The sequence below is a fragment of the Serinibacter salmoneus genome, from assembly GCF_002563925.1.
GTDB lineage: Bacteria > Actinomycetota > Actinomycetes > Actinomycetales > Beutenbergiaceae > Serinibacter > Serinibacter salmoneus.
Map to the genome: position 1 here is coordinate 2,618,604 of NZ_PDJD01000001.1, position 19,468 is coordinate 2,638,071.

General features: G+C 71.3%; 16 protein-coding genes, 1 tRNA gene and 1 other RNA gene. 5 read left to right on the top strand and 13 right to left on the bottom strand.

Going from position 1 to position 19,468, the window contains the following annotated elements:
* The first annotated feature begins 105 nt into the window (after positions 1 to 105).
* The gene (locus ATL40_RS15480) at positions 106 to 2,457 is read left to right on the top strand and encodes a PKD domain-containing protein (protein WP_098469689.1); all 2,352 of its coding nucleotides are present in this window, start codon (positions 106 to 108) and stop codon (positions 2,455 to 2,457) included.
* A gap of 33 nt (positions 2,458 to 2,490) precedes the next feature.
* Here ATL40_RS15480 and ATL40_RS11710 read toward each other — a convergent pair whose 3' ends face one another.
* The 6 genes from ATL40_RS11710 to ffs all read right to left on the bottom strand — a co-directional run bounded on the left by ATL40_RS11710 (position 2,491) and on the right by ffs (position 8,168).
* Positions 2,491 to 3,261 (bottom strand): TSUP family transporter, encoded by a 771-nt coding sequence (locus tag ATL40_RS11710; protein WP_098469690.1) that lies wholly within the window; start codon positions 3,259 to 3,261, stop codon positions 2,491 to 2,493.
* 53 nt (positions 3,262 to 3,314) lie between these two features.
* On the bottom strand, positions 3,315 to 4,070 hold the full coding sequence (gene tatC, locus ATL40_RS11715) for a twin-arginine translocase subunit TatC (protein ID WP_098469691.1): 756 nt from the start codon (positions 4,068 to 4,070) through the stop codon (positions 3,315 to 3,317).
* A gap of 87 nt (positions 4,071 to 4,157) precedes the next feature.
* The gene (gene tatA / locus ATL40_RS11720) at positions 4,158 to 4,442 is read right to left on the bottom strand and encodes a Sec-independent protein translocase subunit TatA (protein WP_245867053.1); all 285 of its coding nucleotides are present in this window, start codon (positions 4,440 to 4,442) and stop codon (positions 4,158 to 4,160) included.
* Between the two features lie 42 nt (positions 4,443 to 4,484).
* Positions 4,485 to 5,144, bottom strand: a complete 660-nt coding sequence (gene recR, locus ATL40_RS11725) for a recombination mediator RecR (RefSeq protein ID WP_098469693.1) — start codon at positions 5,142 to 5,144, stop codon at positions 4,485 to 4,487.
* Complete coding sequence (locus tag ATL40_RS11730) at positions 5,141 to 7,975, bottom strand: DNA polymerase III subunit gamma and tau (RefSeq protein ID WP_098469694.1); 2,835 nt, start codon at positions 7,973 to 7,975, stop codon at positions 5,141 to 5,143. The genes recR and ATL40_RS11730 overlap by 4 nt, the downstream gene beginning before the upstream one ends.
* Before the next feature lie 96 nt (positions 7,976 to 8,071).
* An RNA gene (gene ffs, locus ATL40_RS11735) (signal recognition particle sRNA small type) lies at positions 8,072 to 8,168 on the bottom strand.
* Between the two features lie 126 nt (positions 8,169 to 8,294).
* Here ffs and ATL40_RS11740 point away from each other — a divergent pair.
* Positions 8,295 to 8,379, top strand: a tRNA-Ser gene (locus ATL40_RS11740).
* 60 nt (positions 8,380 to 8,439) lie between these two features.
* Here the strand turns inward: ATL40_RS11740 and ATL40_RS11745 are convergent.
* On the bottom strand, positions 8,440 to 9,291 hold the full coding sequence (locus ATL40_RS11745) for a siderophore-interacting protein (protein ID WP_098469695.1): 852 nt from the start codon (positions 9,289 to 9,291) through the stop codon (positions 8,440 to 8,442).
* Between the two features lie 100 nt (positions 9,292 to 9,391).
* Here ATL40_RS11745 and ATL40_RS11750 point away from each other — a divergent pair, with 100 nt between their 5' ends.
* Complete coding sequence (locus ATL40_RS11750; RefSeq protein ID WP_098469696.1) at positions 9,392 to 10,207, top strand: ParA family protein; 816 nt, start codon at positions 9,392 to 9,394, stop codon at positions 10,205 to 10,207.
* A 51-nt stretch (positions 10,208 to 10,258) separates the two neighbouring features.
* Here ATL40_RS11750 and ATL40_RS11755 read toward each other — a convergent pair whose 3' ends face one another.
* The 3 genes from ATL40_RS11755 to ATL40_RS11765 all read right to left on the bottom strand — a co-directional run bounded on the left by ATL40_RS11755 (position 10,259) and on the right by ATL40_RS11765 (position 12,838).
* Positions 10,259 to 11,110 (bottom strand): amino acid ABC transporter permease, encoded by an 852-nt coding sequence (locus ATL40_RS11755; protein WP_098469697.1) that lies wholly within the window; start codon positions 11,108 to 11,110, stop codon positions 10,259 to 10,261.
* Complete coding sequence (locus ATL40_RS11760) at positions 11,107 to 11,754, bottom strand: amino acid ABC transporter permease (protein ID WP_098469698.1); 648 nt, start codon at positions 11,752 to 11,754, stop codon at positions 11,107 to 11,109. The genes ATL40_RS11755 and ATL40_RS11760 overlap by 4 nt, the downstream gene beginning before the upstream one ends.
* A 124-nt stretch (positions 11,755 to 11,878) precedes the next feature.
* Positions 11,879 to 12,838 (bottom strand): transporter substrate-binding domain-containing protein, encoded by a 960-nt coding sequence (locus ATL40_RS11765; RefSeq protein ID WP_098469699.1) that lies wholly within the window; start codon positions 12,836 to 12,838, stop codon positions 11,879 to 11,881.
* Between the two features lie 235 nt (positions 12,839 to 13,073).
* On the opposite strand from ATL40_RS11765, the gene ATL40_RS11770 reads away from it, so the two are divergent.
* Both ATL40_RS11770 and ATL40_RS11775 read left to right on the top strand, forming a co-directional pair.
* Positions 13,074 to 13,406, top strand: a complete 333-nt coding sequence (locus ATL40_RS11770; RefSeq protein WP_098469700.1) for a type II toxin-antitoxin system VapB family antitoxin — start codon at positions 13,074 to 13,076, stop codon at positions 13,404 to 13,406.
* Positions 13,403 to 14,023 carry a LytR C-terminal domain-containing protein gene (locus tag ATL40_RS11775; RefSeq protein WP_169925964.1) on the top strand — a complete coding sequence of 207 codons (621 nt, stop codon included), beginning with the start codon at positions 13,403 to 13,405 and terminating at the stop codon, positions 14,021 to 14,023. Before ATL40_RS11770 ends, ATL40_RS11775 begins: the two co-directional genes overlap by 4 nt.
* A 13-nt stretch (positions 14,024 to 14,036) precedes the next feature.
* Here the strand turns inward: ATL40_RS11775 and ATL40_RS11780 are convergent, their stop codons facing one another.
* Genes ATL40_RS11780 through ATL40_RS15595 form a run of 3 tightly spaced genes read right to left on the bottom strand, consistent with a single transcriptional unit; the run spans position 14,037 to position 19,467 of the window.
* On the bottom strand, positions 14,037 to 14,840 hold the full coding sequence (locus ATL40_RS11780) for a sulfite exporter TauE/SafE family protein (protein ID WP_098469702.1): 804 nt from the start codon (positions 14,838 to 14,840) through the stop codon (positions 14,037 to 14,039).
* The gene (purL, locus tag ATL40_RS11785) at positions 14,837 to 17,155 is read right to left on the bottom strand and encodes a phosphoribosylformylglycinamidine synthase subunit PurL (RefSeq protein ID WP_098469703.1); all 2,319 of its coding nucleotides are present in this window, start codon (positions 17,153 to 17,155) and stop codon (positions 14,837 to 14,839) included. Before purL ends, ATL40_RS11780 begins: the two co-directional genes overlap by 4 nt.
* A gap of 32 nt (positions 17,156 to 17,187) precedes the next feature.
* Positions 17,188 to 19,467: a transglutaminase family protein gene (locus ATL40_RS15595; protein ID WP_143556967.1), complete on the bottom strand. Its 2,280-nt coding sequence runs from the start codon at positions 19,465 to 19,467 to the stop codon at positions 17,188 to 17,190.
* Between the last annotated feature and the right edge of the window lies 1 nt (position 19,468).

A 19,468-nucleotide genomic window follows, 5' to 3' on the forward strand; every position in this document is an offset into this window, starting at 1 on the left:
CGCCGGTGCGGTCACGCCTCGGACAATCTCGGGTTGCCCTCCGGCGGCGGGATGCTGCCAGACTACTCCCGGTCGCGGGGGCGGCCGGGAGCCAACGGGGGAAACATGACACGTGGACGACTGACTGCTGCCATCACCTCGGCGCTGGTGGCGGTGCCCCTGGCCATGCTTGCGCCGGCACCGGCGACCGCGTGGACCGGGAGTGCCGGGGCCGCCGGTCCCTCCTACTCCTCGGTGACGGCGCCGACCGCGGACAAACAGCAGAGCAAGACCTGGGTACACGACGACCTCTGGTACGCGGTGCTGTACAACGAGGCGAGCGGGGCGTGGGAGATCTTCCGGCACGACGCATCGGGGTGGGTGAGCACGGATGCCCTGGTCGACACCCGGGAGAACGCACGAGCCGATGTGCACTGGGACGGGCAGACCTTGCGGATCGCCACGCATGTGGTGGCGCCGTCGAGCGCGACGACGCAGCCCGGGAATCCCGCATACCTCCTGACCTTCCAGGCCGGCGAGCGGGAGGAGTTCACCCTCACCGGCCGCTCGCGGATCATGGACGACTCCACCGAGTCGCTGACGATCGCGGTGGACTCCCTGGGCCGGGTCTGGGCCACGTGGACCTGGGAATGGATGGTGCGCTACAGCCACCAACGTCCGGACGGGACCTTCGCGCCGCACGCGATCGTGCCGGACAGTCATGCCGCAGACCTGGACGCCGACGATGTGGCCAGCATCGTCGCCTTCGATGACCAGATCGGGGTGATGTGGAGCGACGAGGCGGACGAGCAGATGTGGTTCGCCTCGAGGTTCGATGCCGACCCCGTGGCCGAGTGGGGTGATCCGGTCGCGGTGACGCCGAGGATGTCCTTGCTGGCCGATGACCACATCAGCCTGCGTTCTGCGCCCGGCGATCCTCGGGTGTACGCCGCGTTCAAGACCAGCCTCGCACGGGGCGCGGAACCGGAGATCATGGCGGCGGTCCGGGAGCCGGACGGTTCCTGGCGCACCGGCGGGGTGTTCACAGCCTCGGAGTGCGTGACCCGTCCGCAGATCGCCGTGGACGAGGACGGCCCACGGTGGGTTGTCGCCGTCACCGCCGCGGATGGCGCCTGCCCGTGGAGCGGCGTTCCCGGCGTGATCGTGGCGCGCAGCGCACCGTTGGGAAGTCTCTCCTTCGGCGAGAGCGAACTCCTCCTACGCAACGGTCAACGCGGGTCGCTCAACAACGTGACCCTGCCCAAGCAGACGATCCCGGTGGGCACGGACCTCGTGGCGCTCGCCTCGGACGACCCGGCCGGGCTGTACTGGAGCGGCAACGCCGTCCTCGGCCAGACCGGAGGCCAGGAGCCCGCCAGTCCGCTCGAGGCGGCCTTCCGCAGCCATGTGGAGCGCACCACGGTGAGCGTGGCGGACATCTCGCGCGGGGACCCCGCGGCGTGGCTGTGGGACTTCGGGGATGGCGCGACCTCGACCGACCAGCACACCGCGCACACCTACACCGAGCCGGGGACCTACACGATCACCCTGTCGGTCTACCGGCAGGGTGCCGCGGTCGACACGGCGCAGCGCCAGGTGACCATTGCCGCGGCGGCGCCGGTCGCCTCCTTCGAGGAGGTGATCGAGGGTGCGGTGGTGCAGTTCCACGACACCTCCGCGCCGGACCCCACGTCCTGGCACTGGGACTTCGGGGACGGCACCACGAGCACCCAGCAGAGCCCGCAGCACACCTATTCCCGGGCGGGCACCTACCCGGTGACGCTCACGGTGAGCAATGAGGGTGGCTCCACCAGCACCTCGCGTGAGATCTCCGTCTCGCTCCCGGTGGCCACCGCGGTGGAGGTCGTCTCCTCCTCCAGCAACCGCCACGTGCGCGGCAACAGCGTGGTCCGCATGGACACACCGGGCGGCCTCGCCCTGGGCGATGTGATGATCGCGAGCGTGACCCTGGACGACCCGGCCGCGCAGTTGTTCGGGCGCCTGGACGGTTGGCAGGTGCTGGCCGAGGGGGAGATGAGCGACGGCGCAGCACCGGTGGGCCGATCGGTCTCGCTGATGAAGGTGGCCACCCGGGCGGACGTGAACCGCGCCCGGGTCGTGTTCGACACGGACGTCGAGACGGCGTGGGTCGCGGGTGTCACGGCCTACCGGGGCGTGTCACCGACCGACCCCCTGGTCGGCGCCCCGGTGGCGATCGCCTCGGATGGGAGCACCCTCACGCTCGAGGCTCCGCCCGCCCCGCCCGGTGGGCTCCTGGTCTCCTCAGCGTCGGTGGTTGGGAGCACCACCGCACCCGCCGCGCTCGCCCCGTGGACCACGGCGTGGGCACAGCGCGGGGAGAACAGCATCGCCCAGGCACACCTGGCCCACGATCATCCTGGCGTCACGACGATCACCTGGTCGATGACGGGCAGCGCCACCAGCGGAGTCGTGCTGGCACTGCGCCCCCTGGGCTGAGGCCTCGCGGGCACCCGCGGATGGTGTGGGCCCTCAGGACACCAGGCCCCACACCATCCGCACGATGAGCGCGGAGACCACCACCACGAGGATGATGCGCACGAAGCCGCTGCCGCGCGCCACCGCCATCCGGGCACCCAGGTAGCCCCCGAGGAGGTTCGCGGTCCCCACGATCAGGCCGAGACCCCACAGCACCGAGCCGTGCGGGATGAAGAAGAGCAGCGCGCCGAGGTTGGTGGCGAAGTTGATGATCTTCGCGATCGCTGAGGCCGGCAGGAACGCGTAGCCGAGCACCCCGACCAGCGCGAGCACGAGGAACGTTCCCGTGCCGGGGCCAAGGAGCCCGTCGTAGGCACCGATCACCAGGCCGATCCCGGCGGCCACCCAGCGGTGCCGGTTCCCCTCCCACCGCAGCTGCGTCGTCGCCCCCAACTGCGGCCTCGCGACCACGAGCACCAGCACGAGCACGAGCGCCACCACGATGACCGGTTGCAGGACCTCGGCGGGGATGAGGGGCGCGAGGCTCGCGCCCCCGAAAGCCCCGGCGAGCGCCGCCAGTGCCGCGGGTGCGGCGGTGGTGAGGTCCGGGTGGACCCGACGGTAGAAGGTCACCGAACTGACCGAGGTGCCCATGATCGACGCCAGTTTGTTCGTGGCCAACGCCTCCACGGTGCTCACGCCCGGCGTGAGGACGAGCGCTGGCAACTGGATGAGGCCCCCGCCGCCCACGACGGCGTCGATCCAGCCGGCAGCGAACCCGGCCAGGATCAGCAGGAGCAGGGTGGTGAGTTCGACTTCCGGCACCGGGCGATTCTCGCACCGCCCGGCGCCGGAACGGCGAGGTGATCACCGCGTCCTCAGTCGGCGATGCCGAGTTCCGCCTCCTCGGCCGCGATCCGCTTGTCGCGGCGGCGGTCCAGGATCAGGCTGATGAGGAGCGCCAGGCCGTACAGCCCGAGCATCGGCACAGCCATGAAGATCATCGAGGCGACGTCGGGCGAGGGGGTCGCCACGGCGGCGAACACGAAGATCACCACGACCGCCCACCGCCACCCCTTCGCCCAGGTGCGGGAGCGCACGAGGCCGAGGGCGGTGAGCGCGACCATGATCAGTGGGAGGAGGAACGCGATGCCGAAGATCAGCATGAGCTGCATCACGAACATCAGGTACTCGTTCGCGCTCAGCAGGTTCCACACACCATCCGGGGTCACATCGGTGAGGATCCTCACTGCCGCGGGAAGCACGAGCCACGCCACGTAGGCCCCGCCGAGGAACAGCGGGATGCCGGTGAGGACGAAGGCGGCGCCTCCCCACTTCTCCTTGCGTGTCAGCCCGGGGGCCAGGAACGCCCAGATCTCATACAGCCAGACCGGGCAGGCGAGGAACGTCCCGAGGATGATCGTGACGCGCACCTTGGTGTCGAACGCCCCCGTGGTGGTGGTGAAGTTCAACTGGGTCTGCGCACCGCCCCCGATGATCTGCTCCACCGGCTGTTGCAGCAGAGCGAACACCGGGTCGTACAGGAACCACGCGCCGATAGCGCCGACGACGATCGCCACCGCCGAGATGAGCACACGTGTGCGCAACTCGCGAAGATGATCCCCGAGGGCCATGCGGCCCTCGGGGTTGTTGCGGCGTGAATTGGGGTTCCGGCGTCGCGGGAGGGCTACCACGCCGACCCCCGGCGGATGCCGCCCATGTCAGGAGTTTCGCGGGGGCCAGTCCGTCGGCCGCGCCGAGGACTGATCCGACGGCTGCGACGGTGGCTTCTCGCTCGTCGGGGCGTCGTTGGTGGGGGCGTCCTGAGCACCGCTCGTGGAGGAGTCCTGCTTGTCGTCCTCCCGCAGGTCCTTGATCTCCTCCTTCATCACCTTCATCGACTTGCCGACGTTGCGGGCGATGTTGGGGAGTTTGGCGGCGCCGAAGATGAGCACGAGGATCACCACGATGACGATGATCTCGGTCGGTCCGATATTGCGAAACACGATGTGTCCCTTCCTGAAGACTAGCCCGCCACGCTCATGGTCTCACGGATCGATGACCGCAGCAGCCGGGTCCGGGGTGCTCGCGGGCGGCCGCGCGGCCGGTACGCGCACGCGACCCTCGAAGGCGCGGCCCAGCGTGACCTCGTCGGCGTACTCGAGATCGCCTCCGACGGGGAGCCCCGAGGCCAGTCGTGAGACATCGATGCCGAGCGTCCCCACGAGCCTGGAGAGGTAGACCGCGGTGGCCTCACCCTCGACGTTGGGATCCGTGGCGATGATCACCTCGGTCACCGCTCCGTTCCCTAGTCGGGTGAGGAGTTCACGGATCCGCAGATCGTCCGGCCCCACGCCGTCGAGCGGATTGATGGCGCCGCCCAGCACGTGGTAGCGGCCGCGGAACTCGCGGGTGCGCTCGATCGCGACCACGTCCCGTGGTTCCTCGACCACGCAGATCTGCGCGTCATTGCGTCGGGGATCCAGGCAGATGCGGCACTTCTCGGCCTCGGCCACGTTCCCGCAGACCACGCAGAAGCGGACGCGCGCCTTGACCTGGACCAACGCGTCCGCGAGTCGCTGGATCTCACCCGAGTCGGTGGAGAGCACGTGGAAGGCGATCCGCTGCGCGCCCTTCGGTCCGATCCCGGGCAGGCGCCCGAGCTCGGCGATCAGATCGGCCACGGCGCCGTCGTACGGGCCGCTCATCGTGCGCCGTCCTCGATGATCTCGTCGATCACCACGCCGCCGAGCATCTTGGCCACCAGGGGCACACCGACCATGCCCGGACCATCGGTCACCTCACCCGTGCCGGCATCGTCGTAGGAGTTGTACGGATCGTCCTCCCACGGCGGGGGCTCGGAGACCGGGACCTGAGATGGACGCGGCGTAGGATGAGTGGACTGCGTGCGTGCCTCAGGCATCGAAGGCCCAGGGCCGGCGGACTCGCGCTCTGCGGTCCGGCCCGTCGCCCCCGGATCCGTTCGGGTGGCCGACTCGCCGCCAGAATGCTCAGGCGGTCGGCGCGCCGAGTGCTCCGCGAGCCGTATCACCGGCGGGAGGTCATCGCGACCGGCGGCCTGGTTCTCCTGCGTGGCGTCGGCGCTCGTCCCGGCGCCGACCACGGGCTCGCCGTCGGGCGCGCCAACGGACGCCCGACCCCGCGCGGCTCCGTCTGCGGGTACGTCTGCGGGTACGTCAGGACCCGCGCCCTGCCCGCCGGCCGGCCGCGCATCGGCCGGGTCGGTCGGTCCGGGGGTAGCGCTCTGGGCTCCCCAATCGGCCATGGCCCGGCGTACGGCGTCGCTCACGGTGCGCGGTGGCGTCTCGGCCGGGGGCGAGGGCGATGGCCCGTCGGCTGGGGACGGCGCTGACGGCCCGCCGGACGAGGACTCGGCCGGCGCGAACTCATCCGGCGAGGGCGCGGCGCCGAACGGCTGGTCACCTCCGGCCTGCGGCTCGGCATGCGGCGGTGGCTCGGCATGCGGCGGTGGCTCGGTGGACGACTGCGGGCCGGTGTTCTCGGGAGCGGTGTTCCTGGGAGCGGCGGGCTCGCGCTCGGGCCCGGTATCGGGCTCGGTATCGGTATCGGGCTCGGCGGGAGCCTCGATTCGCGCACGCGGTGCCCCCGGCCCCCCCGGAGCAGCCCGACGCGCAGCGGCATGAGCGGCACTGGGACCACCCGTCGGGCCATTGTGACGCGGTGGCGCCGCGGAGGCTCCCCCTCCCCCACCACCGGGGTCGCCGACGTCGATACGCACCTGGAGCGTCATGCCCACCGTCTCGTAGATCGCGCGGGCCACCATCTCGGCACCACCCCTGGACGCCAAGGTCTGCGCGAGGCCCGGTGACTGCATGTAGAGGGTGAACACCTCGCCGACCACGGCGCCCGGCGTCGCATTGTCCTTCGCGAGAGTCCAGACCACACGGTTCATCGGCGCGAGTGTGCTGAGCACCTCCGGCCATCGTCGGCGCAGCTCACTGCCCTCCTCAGCGTGCACTGCGGGATCGGGCACCGATGCCGACTGGCCGTCACCGCCGCGCGGAGCCCCAGACGGCTCGTCGCCAGCGGATCCCCTCGGCCGCGACGGCGAGGCGGGCTCGATCTGCTCGGGCGGCGGCACCGTCCGGTCTGCGGACGCCGCCGGTTCGCGCGGCGTCGCCGGCGTGGATGGTCCCGCAGGTGTGCGCGGAGCGGCCTCGGGGGCCGGCGCGGCCGGAGCGAGAGCCGGCGCGGTCGGGGCGGGGGCCGGCGCGGCCGGGGCGGGGGCCGCCGGCTCGGATTCGCTCCTCGTGGCGGGATCGCCCGGTGGTGTCGCCGACCCTCCCGGTGGTGTCGCCGGGAGCGCGACCCGCTGCAACGGACTCGGGGCGGGCGAGCCGGCGGCGGCGCTGGGAGCGGCGGCGTCGTCCATCTGGCCGGCACCGGCGCCCTCACCGCCGGTGGCCAGCAGAGCCTTGATCAGGGTCAACTCGAGCAACAGTCGGGGCGAGGTCGCTCCGACCATCTCCGTCAGACCGTCGTTGATGTGCTCCGCGAGGACGCCCAGGCGGCGTGCCCCCATGCGCTGCGCCTGCGGGCGCATCCGCTCCAGTTCCTCGCTCGGCAGGGCCCGGAGCACCGCATCGGCCTCACCCCCGCTGGTGGCCAGCACCATGAGGTCCCGCAGCCGATCCAGCAGGTCCTCGGTGAACCGGCGCGGGTCACGCCCCGACTCCACGACACGGTCCACCACCAGGAACAGGCTCGCGCCGTCCTGCGCCGCGAACGCGGCGACGGCGTCATCCAGCAAGGTGGCGGGGGTGAATCCGAGGAGAGCGGAGGCCAGCGGGTAGGTGATCCGCCCGCCCTCGGCGCCCGCCATCAACTGGTCCAACACGGAGAGCGAGTCACGCACGGAGCCACCACCGGCGCGCACCACGAGCGGCAGCACGCCGGACTCCACCTCGATCGACTCCTGCTCACACAGACGCGCGAGGTAGGTCTGCAGTTCCACCGGGGGCACCAGGCGGAAGGGATAGTGATGCGTGCGGGAGCGGATGGTGCCGATGACCTTCTCCGGCTCCGTCGTCGCGAACACGAACTTCACGTGCTCGGGCGGCTCCTCCACGAGCTTGAGCAGCGCGTTGAAGCCCTGCGCCGTGACCATGTGCGCCTCATCGATGATGAACACCTTGTAGCGGTCGCGGGCCGGCGCGAACACGGCGCGTTCACGCAGGTCGCGGGCGTCGTCCACACCACCGTGGCTGGCGGCGTCGATCTCGACGACGTCCAGGCTGCCGGGTCCCCCGCGCGCCAGGTCCACGCAGCTGGGGCACTGGCCGCACGGCACATCGGTGGGTCCCTGCGCACAGTTCAGGCAACGCGCGAGGATGCGGGCGCTGGTGGTCTTCCCGCACCCGCGGGGCCCGGAGAAGAGGTAGGCGTGCGTCACGCGGTCGTTGCGCAACGCAGCGCGGAGCGGGTCGGTCACGTGCTCCTGCCCGATCACGTCCACGAACGAGTCGGGCCGGTAGCGCCGGTACAGGGCTGTGGTCACCGCTTCAGGGTAGCCGGGGACACCGACATGCAGGCCGAGCGGCGTCGAACGAACGACTGCGGACCGGCGCAGGCCGATCGGGTCGACGTGCGGGCATGAAAGGACCCCCCGCACACCCGTCAGGGCCCACCTACCCTTGCTGCCTTCCGGCCCTGGGGGGGTTCAGCGGGATAACGCCGTACGAGGGGTCGTAGACCAGCGTACCTGCTCCCGCGGGGTGCTGGGCCGATCTGGGGGCGGTCAGGGTCACCCGTTCGCGTGGGGTAGACTCGCCTGCGCGGTTGTTCGGCCCGGCACGGTCGGTGTCGAGATCGCTCCTGGAGGATTCGCCTAGTGGCCTATGGCGCACGCTTGGAAAGCGTGTTGGGTTAACGCCCTCGGGGGTTCGAATCCCCCATCCTCCGCTGGGAAGCCCCGGAGCCACCTGGCTCCGGGGCTTCGTCGTCGGACACCGGATGCGGGCCTCAGCGAAGGCCCGCGGCAGCCTCGTCCGCCTCCACCTCGGCCCGCCACTGGGCCTTCCCGGTGCGCCACTGCTCATCGGTGCTGCCCAGCCGCCAGTAGCCCGAGATCGAGAGCCGCTCGCGCGGGATGCCTCGCTCGAAGCGCAGGTGACGGCGCAGCGCCTTCACCCAGCCGGCCTCGCCGTGCACGAACGCGTCGATTCCCTCGCCCTCCGGGAGATCCAAGGCGTGGACGGCGGCCACGAGGGCCTCCCCCGGCCCGGCGGCTGCGGCCCCTTCATGCACCCAGGTGATCTGCGCCGTCGCGCGCGTATCCAACGGGATCTCGTCGGCGGCGCTCGCCACCCCGATCACCACGTCGGCCGTGGCGCCCGGCCTCAGCCGCTCCAGGGCGACGGCGATCGCCGGCAGGGCGGAGGCGTCACCCACCAGGAGGTGGTGCCGGGCGCTCGGGTCGGGTGAGTAGGCGCCGCCCGGCCCGCGCACCTGCAGGAGGCTGCCCGGCCCGCAGGGTTCCACGTCCCGCGCCCAGGGGCCGGCCACGCCGTCGTCACCGTGCACGACGACGTCGATCATCATGCGCTGCGGGGTGAAGTCACGGATCGTGTAGGTCCGCAGCACGGGCCACTGCTCGGGCGGTAGCGCCTGCTTTAGCGCCTCGGCGTCGTACGGCCACGGCAGGCTGACGCCCCGGGGCGGCAGCACCAGCTTGACGTACGCATCCGCGTGGGGCGACATGGGGAAGTCGGCCAGGGCTGCGCCGTCGGGCCCGGCGAGTTCCAGGCGCACCAGGTGCGGCGTGATCCACGACTTGCCCACCACCTGCATCGCAGTGACGGTTCCCTTGGGCATGCACTCTCCTCGAGGTAGGTGAGCCCACCCTAAGCTCGCGTGGCGGACGTTCGGCGGGGCATTCTGCGCACAGCGGACATCCGCCGTAGTGTGCGAATGCATGAAGATCGTCGCCGTGCACAGCGTCAAGGGCGGCGTCGGGAAGACCACGACCGCCACCAACCTCGCGGCCGCCGCGGCGCGGGACGACTCCCGCGTGCTGCTGTGGGACCTCGACCCCCAGGCGGGGGCCACGTGGCTGCTGGGCGCGGACGGGGACCCCACGCCGTCGAGCGCCAACCCGAAGGACCTGCGCAAGGGCAAGAAGGGTGCGCAGCGCCCGCCCGTGCGCGAGGTGGTCATCGGCGAGGGCGAGGCCAGGCGTGCCGTGGTGGCCACCGAGCACGGCTTCGACGTGCTGCCGGCCGATGCCAGCAACCGGCATCTGGAGGTGGCGCTCGCCGCCGCCAAGCGAACCCGCAAGCGGCTCGCCGAGGCGGTGTCACCGCTCGCGAAGCACTACGACCTGGTGGTGCTGGACTCCCCTCCGAGTTCCTCTGCGCTCGCCGCGAGCGTGATCCGCGCCGCGGACCTCGTGGTGCTGCCCGTGCCGCCGGCGGGGCTCGCGCTGCGCTCGGTGGAGCAGGTGCGAATGCTCCTGGAGGAGTCGAAGCACCCGCCCGCCCTGCTCGCCTTCCTCACCATGGTGGACCGGCGCAAGGCGGAGCATCGCGAGGCGGTGGCGGAGTTGCCCCGGAGCATCCCGGAGATGGCGGACGTCGTGGTGCCCTCGAGCGTCGCCGTCGAGCGGATGGGGACGCAGCGGGCGCCGGTATTCGCCGTCGCGCCTCGCTCCCCCGCCGCGCTCGCCTACCTGCGGGTGTGGGACGTGGCACGGCTGCGACTCGCCCCGCAGGTGCGCAGCAAGTACCACTGAGCCTGCAGAACCACCTCGAAGTGCCTGCAGAACCACCTCGCGGAGGGGGTGTCAGGCGAGGGTGGAGCGGCGGGCGCGGCCCAGCAGCGAGATGCGGCCGAGTCCGCGCGAGGCGTTCATGCGGGCCTCCATCCGCTGCGCGAGCGCCGAGATCACCATGTTGACCAGCACGTACACCACGGTGATCACCAGGTAGGTCTGCACCAGGTCGTTGGTGTTGGCCACCAGCACGCGGCCGGACTGCATGAGCTCGGGGTAGGACACCACGTACCCGAACGCGGTGTCCTTGACCACCACGACCGCTTGGGCCACCAGGGCCGGGATCACGATCCGCAGCGCCTGCGGGAAGACCACCAGGCGCATGGTGACGCCGTCGGGCAGCCCGACGGCGAGCCCCGCCTCGGTCTGCCCGCGCGGCACGGCCAGCACCCCGGCACGGAAGACCTCGGCCATCACGGCGGCCGCGCCCAGGCCGATGGGGACAACGAGTTTGCCGTAGGTGGACAGGTTGATGCCGTACTGCGGCAGCGCGAACATGAAGATGTAGATCAGCAGCAGCACCGGCACGGCGCGCAACACCTCGATCACGGCCGTGGCCGGCCAACTGAGCCAGCGCCGCCGCGAGAGCCTCCCCAGCGCGAGGACGAGACCGAGCGGCAGACCGATCGCCCCGGCCCCCAGGGCCGCGAGCGCGGTGTTGCCCAAGCCCGTCAGGAGGTAGCGGATCGTCCCCGGCTCGGTGAAGGTCAACCACTTCGAGGGCGCCAACTGCCCGGTGCGGTACAACTGCCAGTACACCAGCGCCGCCACCCCGAGCAGCGCGAGCACGGAGGCGACGGTGATGACCCGCACCGTGGCGCGGCCGCGGGGACCCTGGGCATCGAAGAGGGCGTGGGCGCTCATCGCAGCACCCGGTACCTGGTCTCCAGCCGCGAGCCGATCCCGGCGGCGGTCAGCGAGATGATCACGTAGACGGCGGCAGCCACGAGGAAGGTCGTCAACCCCAGCGCCTCCTGGTTGTTGATGTAACTCACGGTCGAGGTGAGCTCCCGCATCCCGACCACCGCCGCGAGCGAGGTGGACAGCAGGATGCCGATGAAGAGCGTCACCAGCGGGCTGATGACGGTGCGCACCGCCTGCGGGATCACCAGTTCGCGCGCGATCCCCCAGAACGGCAGCCCGATCGCGCGAGCCGCCTCGACCTGGCCGGCGGAGACGGCGTTGATCCCGCTGCGGATCGTCTCGCAGGCGAAGGCGGTGCCGACGGCGGTCAGCGCGAGGATCACCGACCAGTAGTAGCCCAGGTTCACCCCGGCGTAGGGCAGCCCGTAGACCACGAGCAGCAGGAGTGCCACCAGGGGCACATTGCGGAAGAACTCCACGTACACGGCGCCGAACACCCGCAGCGGCGGGATCGGGGAGACGCGGAAGACCGCAAGGATCGTGCCGAGGATCAGGGCGGCGGTGAAGCCGATCGCCGTGAGTTGCACGGTGAGCCACAACCCTTCGGCGAACGTGCCGAGATAGTCGCGGAACAGGACGTCCACGTGGTGCCTCCCTTCGCCGTCCGGTGCGCCGTCTCGCGCCGAGTCCGTGGGCTACGCGCCGGGGACGTGGCCGAGGGCCACGTCCCCGGCGCGCACGCCACGGTTTCGGCGGTGCTCGAGCGGGTCAGAGACCGGTCTCTCCGGGGGTGGGCGCGTCGGGCGCGGTGTCCACCCCGGTGCGGTCCCCGATGGTGACCTGCCACAGCTCCTCCCACACGCCGTCGGCCTCGATCTGCTCGAGGAAGGCGTTGATGAACTCCACCGCGTCGCTCTCCAACGGCACGCCGATCCCGTAGAGGTCCTCCGGCCCGAAGGAGTCCCCGACGATCTTGACGGTGCCGCCCTGGGCGAGCACCGCGTTCAGCAGCAGGGTCTCGTCGATGACGTAGGCATCGGCGTTGCCGTTGATCACGGCCTCCAGCGCCTGGGCGTGGTCCGGCAGGGCGAGGATCTCCGCCTCCGGCGCCTCGGACTCAAGCAGCGTCTCCCCGGTGGAGCCCGCCTGGGTCGCCACGGTCTTGCCCGCGAGGTCCTCCAGGGAGGTGATCTCCTCGTTGTCCGCGTTCACCAGGATCCCGGCCTGGGAGGAGTAGTAGGGGCCGGCGAAACCGACCCGCTCGGCACGCTCGGGCGTGATCGAGTACGTCGCGAAGACCGTGTCCACGTCGCCGTTGACCAGCAGTTCCTCGCGTGTGTCGACCGAGACCTGGGTGAGCTCGGTGCTCACCTCGCCGAGGATGTACTGCGAGAGCAGTTGGGACAGGCCCGCGTCGAACCCGCGGACCGTGCCGTCGGCGGTCGGGTCCAGGAGCGAGAACAGGTTGGAGGTCTCCGTGCCCCCGACCTCCAGCACCCCGGCCTCACGCACCGCGCTGGCCCAGGCGTTCGCCTCGACCGTGGCGTCATCGGCCACCGGGCCGGAGGCGATCACCGCGTCGTAGGCAGCCACATCGAGGTCGGCGCCCACCTGGGCGTCCGCGCCCTCGCTCCCGGAGGTCTCGGTGGCGGACTCCTCGGGCGAGCAGGCGGCAAGTCCCACGGCGACGAGGGCGGCCGTGGCCGCCGCCAGAACACGTCGTGACATGAATGGGCTCCTTCGATCGGATGACGAGGTCATGCTGGGTCGAGCCTCGTGCTGAGGTCGTGCACCGCGAGGCTAGTGACCCGCGGGCCGCCACTGGTGAACCAGCTTTGCGTCTCACCCATCGAGACGCAGGTTCCTTCTCGCGCTCGGCTGCCCGGCACGCTGTGACGGGACTCACTCGCGCTCCGGACCGGGCGCGCACCCCGGGCGTCCGCACGCGAACTACGCTCGCCTCGTGATCTTCAAGGCCATCGGCGACTCGCGCCCCTACCCCGATCATGGCCTGGTCACCACGCGCGACTGGTCGCGCATACCGCCACGCCAGGTCCGCCTCGACCAGCTCACCACGGTGCGTTCGCAGTTGGATCTGCATCAACTGCTGACTCAGGACTCCACGTTCTTCGGCGACCTCTTCCCGCACGTGGTGGCATGGCGTGGGGATCTCTACCTCGAGGACGGTCTGCAGCGAGCGCTGCGCTCCGCGCTCCACCAGCGCCTGGTGATCCATGCCCGCGTGCTGGAGCTCGACGGCGAGGCCGGCGGACCGGGCAGTACGGTAGTGCCGTGACCGTGCACTCTCCCGACCCGGCAACCCGGCGCCGGGCGCTGCGCCGCCGTCACCTGCTGCAGCGCCAGACCATCATCTTCGGCACTCTGATCGTGGCGCTCATCGTCCTGGCTCTCGCGGCACTCGCCGTGTACTCCGGTCAGATCCCGCCGCCGTTCGACGAGGAGTGGTACGACGCGAATCCCGAGGACTCGGTGGTGGAGACCACGCCGTGCCCGGCGCCCGACGCCACCCCGGTCTCCTGGGGTGCGATCACCGCGAACGTCTACAACGGCACGGAGATCGGCGGGCTTGCCGCCCAGACGGGTGAGAGCCTGGAGGGACTCGGCGTGGTCATCGGCACCGAGGCGAACTACCCGCAGGGCAGTTACGCCGGAGCGACCCGCCTCGTGACGGGCACCGCCGGGATCGACGACGCCTACACGCTGGCCCTGGTGCTCCCCGAGGCCGAGATCGTCTACGACGCCACCAAGCAGGACGCGGTGGTCGACGTGGTGCTGGGGGCCGAGTTCGGCGGTGTGGGCGATGGCGATGCCGTCGACGGGTCTCAACCGCTCGTGGGCCTGGAAGGCTGCACAGCGTTCGCCGATCTCGGCGTCTCCACCGCCGGAGCCTGAGCCGCCCGGGACCTCACGCTCCGGCGGGCCGCCGTCGGTTCTTCAACGCCTCCTGCAGGGTCTTGAGGATCAGGAAGACCAGGAACGCCACGAACAGCAGGTTCGCGACCTGGGGCGCGATGGCGCCCGCCGTGAGGGTGCCCAGTGCCACGGTCACGCAGGCGCTGACGCCGATGATCGCGCCGGCACGGAGGTCCACATTGCGCCGCCGTAGGTTCCCGATCGTCCCGGACACGGCGGTCGGCAGCATCATCAGCAGCGAGGTGCCACGGGCCAACAGGTCGGAGTACCCGAACAGCAGGATCATCGCCGGCACCACGATCACGCCGCCGCCCACACCCAGCAGCCCGGACAGCACACCGGTGGCCAGTCCCACCGCGATCAGTCCGAGTACCAGGCCCACGGTCATCTCCACCTCGGCGTCGCGCACGGGAACCGTGAAGGCGAGCTGGACAGCGACGACCACGAGGAACGCGATGAAGGCCCAACGCAGGGTCTGGTTCGACAGCCTCGACAGCAGCCAGGTGCCGATCTGCGCCCCGATCACGGTGCCGACGGCGAGGATCGCCGCGGTCAGGACGTGCACGTTCCCGTCGATCCCGTAGGTGATGGCGCCCACCAGGGAGGTCGGCACGATCGCCAGCAGGGACGTCCCGGAGGCGAGCTTGCGGTCGAACACGGCGAAGGCCACCAGGGCGGGCACGATGACCGTGCCCCCTCCCACGCCGAACAGGCCCGAGAGGTACCCGGCACCGAGACCGATCAGGGCGTAGACCCACCAGGCCGCGCCACGCTGCGCCTCGAGGTCGGCGCTCACGCCCCCGCCCCGAAGTACCGGGGCAGCGTTCCTCGGTGAGCCTCTCGCAACTCATCCAGGGACAGGGTCAGCGGGAGGGGGCCCTCGAGCACGAGTTCGCCGTCGTCGCTGGTCTCGCCCAGTCGCAGCACCGGGACCCCGCGCGCAGTGCACAGGTCCGCGAAGGCGACGTCCGCACCGCGCGGAACGCTCACCACGGCGCGCCCGGCGGACTCGGAGAACAGCGCCACGGCCGTCTCCACGCCGTCGCGCTCGAGCAGTGCGGCGAGATCGAGGTGGGCGCCCACACCGAACCGCAGGGTTCCCTCCACCAGCGCCTGCACGAGTCCCCCGGCGGACAGGTCGTGGGCTGCGGTGACCAGTTCGTCACGCGAGGCATTGACCAGGACAGCCGCCAGGGCTCGCTCCGCGCGCAGGTCGAGGTGCGGCGGTGTGCCGCCGAGGTGCTGGTGCACCGTCCTGGCCCACGCCGAACCGTCGAGCTCCGCGCGCGTGGTCCCCAGGAGATACAGGCTCTCGCCCTCGTGACGCCAACCCGACGGCGTGGCGTGAGCGACGTCGTCGAGCACACCGAGCACCCCGACGACCGGGGTGGGGTTGATGGAGGAGTCGATGCGGCCGGGGGCGCCGGTGCCGTTGTACAGCGAGACATTCCCGCCGGTGACCGGCACCTCGAGGACCTGGCAGGCATCGGCGAGCCCGGTGATGGCCTGGACGAGCTGCCACATCGAGTCCGGGTCCTCGGGGCTGCCGAAGTTCAGGCAGTCGGTGACCGCCAGGGGTCGAGCGCCGACCGTGGCGACGTTGCGGTAGGACTCCGCGAGCGCGTGCTGCGCGCCCAGGTAGGGATCCAGTTTCGCGAACCTGCCATTGGCGTCGGTGGCGATGGCCACTCCGAGGCCGCTGCTCTCGTCCACCCGGATCACCCCGGCGTCATCGGGCATGGCCTGCGCGGTGTTCCCCTGCACGTACCGGTCGTACTGGTCGGTCACCCAGGCGGCCGAGGCCAGGTTGGGGCTCGCCACCAGCGCCATCACCTGCGCACGCAGCGCCTCCGGGGTGGTGGGCAGAGCAAGGGCGGCGGCGGAGTCGGCGTTCAGCGCGTCCTGCCACGCCGGGCGGGCATAGGGCCGGTCGTAGACCGGCCCCTCGTGCGCGACGGTGCGGGGATCCACGTCCACGATGCGGTGCCCCTGGTGATCGATGGTCAGACGGCCGGAGTCGTTGACCTCGCCGATCACAGCGGTCTCCACGTCCCACTTGCCGGTCACGGCGAGGAACGCCTCGAGCTTCTCGGGCGTGACCACCGCCATCATCCGCTCCTGCGACTCCGACATCAGGATCTCGCCGGCGGTCAGGCTCGGGTCGCGCAGCGGCACGTCGTCCAGGTCCACGTGCATGCCGCCGTCACCGTTGGAGGCGAGCTCGCTCGTGGCGCAGGAGATGCCGGCCGCGCCCAGGTCCTGGATGCCCTCCACGAGGCCCCCCGCGTACAACTCCAGGCAGCACTCGATGAGGACCTTCTCCATGAAGGGGTCACCCACCTGCACGCTGGGGCGCTTCGCGGGCACGCCGTCCTCGAAGGTCTCACTCGCCAGGATCGAGGCGCCACCGATCCCGTCGCCGCCGGTGCGGGCCCCGAACAGGACCACCTTGTTGCCGGCGCCGGAGGCGTTGGCGAGGTGCACGTCCTCGTGCCGCAACACCCCGACACACAGCGCATTGACCAGCGGGTTGCCCTGGTAGCAGGTGTCGAACTCGGTCTCCCCGCCGATGTTCGGCAGGCCGAGGCTGTTCGCGTACCCTCCGACCCCGCTCACCACACCGTGCACCACCCGCGCGGTGTCGGGATGGTCGATCGCACCGAATCGCAGCTGGTCCATCACGGCGACCGGGCGCGCGCCCATCGAGATGATGTCACGCACGATGCCGCCGACCCCGGTGGCGGCGCCCTGATAGGGCTCCACATAACTGGGGTGGTTGTGGGACTCCACCTTGAAGGTGACCGCCCATCCCTCGCCGATGTCGACCACACCGGCGTTCTCCCCGATGCCGACCAGCAGGTGCTCACGCATCGCTGGGGTGGTCTTCTCCCCGAACTGACGCAGGTGCTTCTTGCTGGACTTGTAGGAGCAGTGCTCACTCCACATCACCGAGTACATGGCGAGTTCGGCCGCGGTGGGCCGGCGGCCCAACAGCGAGACGATCTCGGCGTACTCGTTCGCCTTCAGGCCGAGTTCGGCGAAGGGGAGTGTGACATCGGGTGTGGCGGCAGCGTGGTCGACGGTGTCGGGGAGCTGGGAGGCGGCGCTCATGTCATCCTGTCGCGAGCGGGAATGGGCGTGCCTCAGCGTATCGCCCGCAGCGACGCGCGGGAGAGCCGAGCTCGCCAGCGCCGTATCGCGGACCGCTCCCGCAGCGCCCCGGCGCGCACCCGCTCCAGCGCGTCCCAGGCATCGACGTCACGGCCCGGCGCCAACGCGTCGGGCGCGAACGAGGCCGCATCCGCGGTTCGCGCCAGGAGATCGAGGTCCTCCTCCAGGGGAGAGACCTCACCCGGGGCCGGCGCGTGCCACACCACCGGCTGCCCCCGGTGCGCCGTCGACGGCGTATCCGCCAGGTCCAGTTCCCGCGCCACCCGGTGAGCCCGCTCCCGCCGGGTCATCGCCGGCCCGGGGCGCACCCCCAGGTCCCGTGCCAGGTCCAGCGCCTGTTGCCATGCCCCCAGCGCGCGGGTGTCAGGGTCGGCGGCGCGCCGACGGCGTCGTTCCCGACGCGCCTTGAGCGCGAGGATCACCAGGAGTGGCAGGCTCACCAGCAGCAGGACTCCCAGAACCGCCGCGATGCGCACGGTCACGGCCAGCCAGCCCGATGCCCCGAGGAGGTCCTGCTCGGAGTCCTCCGGGGGTACCTCCACCGGCTCCTGCGTCGGTGGCTGGGCGGGTTCAGGAGCCGTCGGCGCCGCCGGTGTGTTACGCGGCTCCGGATCGGGCTCCACCTGCTCCTGCTGTTCGGCGGGCGTCCGCGAGCGCGGCGGTGTCGGGTCGTACGCGACCCAGCCGGCGGATTCGTAGGCGATCTCGACCCACGCTGTCACGTCCTGCCCTCGTACCTCACCGTCGACCACGGTGAAGCCCATCACCACCCGCGAGGGCAGCCCCAGTTCCCGTGCCATCAGGGCCATCAGCGACGCGTACTGCTCGTCGTTGCCGACCATGGAGTCCGCCCCCAGCAACGCCAGCATGCGGTTCAGTCCGTGCCCGGCGGGCGAGTCCAGCGCCGAGGCACCATCGGAGTAGTACCCGGTCCCGGACAGCCGCGTCTCGAGCTCGCGTGCCGCCTGCGCCGGCGTCGTGGCGGCCGCAGTCCACTCCCGGGCGACCACGCCCACCACCTCGGGGATCTCCGCGAGGTCCTCCAGCGCGTCGCCTCGCACGTCGAGTCCCTCGAGATCGGCGTCCTCGAGGCTGGGTGGCAGGACCGTCTCCAGGTACAGGCGCTCCCCCGGCGCCATCCCGGTCAGGCTCAGAGCCGTCCCGGTGAGGGCGTTGTACCGGATCGTGGGGGCCAGCGCCTCGGTGGCGTCCAGGTCGACCGGGTCGCCCACGGTCGGTAGCCACGGTGTCTCCAGAGCCTCCAGCACGACCTCGACCTCGACCACCTCGGCGGCGGCCACCGGTCCCGCAGCACCCAGCGCCGACTCGTCGCGGCCACCCCAGTGCCGGAAGAGCGCGGCCGCCGGGGAACTCCTCCAGGTCACGCCGTCGTAGGTGTCCATGACCGCGATCCTCATCCGGGTCCCTGCGGGGAGTCCGGTCGCGGTGAAGAGGTGATCCTCCGCACGCTCGCCCACGTAGGACCGGAACTGCGCCAGCGGGCTCTGCCAGGCCGAGATGTCGACCGGCGGGGCCACATGATCTCGGATCACCAGACGCGGCTGGAGCGGCACCAGCAGCGCCACGCCGACGCCGAGTGCCAGCGGGATCACAAGGGCGGCTGTCATGGCGCGCGGCCGGTGCGCGTGCAATCGTCCGGGACGTGCGATGGTGCGGGCCCACAGCACCACCAGCAGGATCAGGAGGGACCCGACCACGGCAGGGGCCAGCGGGGACCGGTCCGTGAGCACCAGGCTGAGCAGCATGGCACCGACCGGCAGCAGGACCGCCAGTCGGCGGGCCGAGCCACGCGACCGTGCCACGACCAGTCCCGCGACGGCGCTGGTGGTCAGGCCGATCACCCACGGCACGACCGCGACCTGGGGAGCGGACCCGAGCGGCGCCTGCAGGGTGAGTGCATCCTTCCACCCCTGGTACCACCCGGTAGCGGCACCGGTCAGGGACTGCCACCAGGTGCGCCCTGCGATCGGTGGCGCCACGACCAGGACGTACCCCGCGGCGTAGCAGGCCACGAGCGCGAGACCGAATCTCGCGATCCCCCACCCGCGCCGCTCGCACACGGCAGCGAGCACCGACCCGGCGGTGACGCCGGCGACCGCGATCAGCACGACGGTGGCCGAGCGGTACGCCGGGATCAGGGGCGCCATCGCCAGCAGGCACGCCAGGGGAGCCAGTGCACGCGACCCCACGGAGCGCCGCACGAGCCTCGATGCGGAGGACGGTCGGGTCATC

Excerpts from the sequence above, each read along its gene's own strand:
- ATL40_RS15595 (WP_143556967.1), bottom strand. The coding sequence starts at position 19,467 with ATGACCCGACCGTCCTCCGCATCGAGGCTCGTGCGGCGCTCCGTGGGG.
- ATL40_RS11745 (WP_098469695.1), bottom strand. The coding sequence starts at position 9,291 with ATGCCCAAGGGAACCGTCACTGCGATGCAGGTGGTGGGCAAGTCGTGG.
- ATL40_RS11755 (WP_098469697.1), bottom strand. The coding sequence starts at position 11,110 with ATGAGCGCCCACGCCCTCTTCGATGCCCAGGGTCCCCGCGGCCGCGCC.
- recR (WP_098469693.1), bottom strand. The coding sequence starts at position 5,144 with ATGAGCGGCCCGTACGACGGCGCCGTGGCCGATCTGATCGCCGAGCTC.
- purL (WP_098469703.1), bottom strand. The coding sequence starts at position 17,155 with ATGAGCGCCGCCTCCCAGCTCCCCGACACCGTCGACCACGCTGCCGCC.
- ATL40_RS11765 (WP_098469699.1), bottom strand. The coding sequence starts at position 12,838 with ATGTCACGACGTGTTCTGGCGGCGGCCACGGCCGCCCTCGTCGCCGTG.
- ATL40_RS15480 (WP_098469689.1), top strand. The coding sequence starts at position 106 with ATGACACGTGGACGACTGACTGCTGCCATCACCTCGGCGCTGGTGGCG.
- ATL40_RS11750 (WP_098469696.1), top strand. The coding sequence starts at position 9,392 with ATGAAGATCGTCGCCGTGCACAGCGTCAAGGGCGGCGTCGGGAAGACC.
- tatC (WP_098469691.1), bottom strand. The coding sequence starts at position 4,070 with ATGGCCCTCGGGGATCATCTTCGCGAGTTGCGCACACGTGTGCTCATC.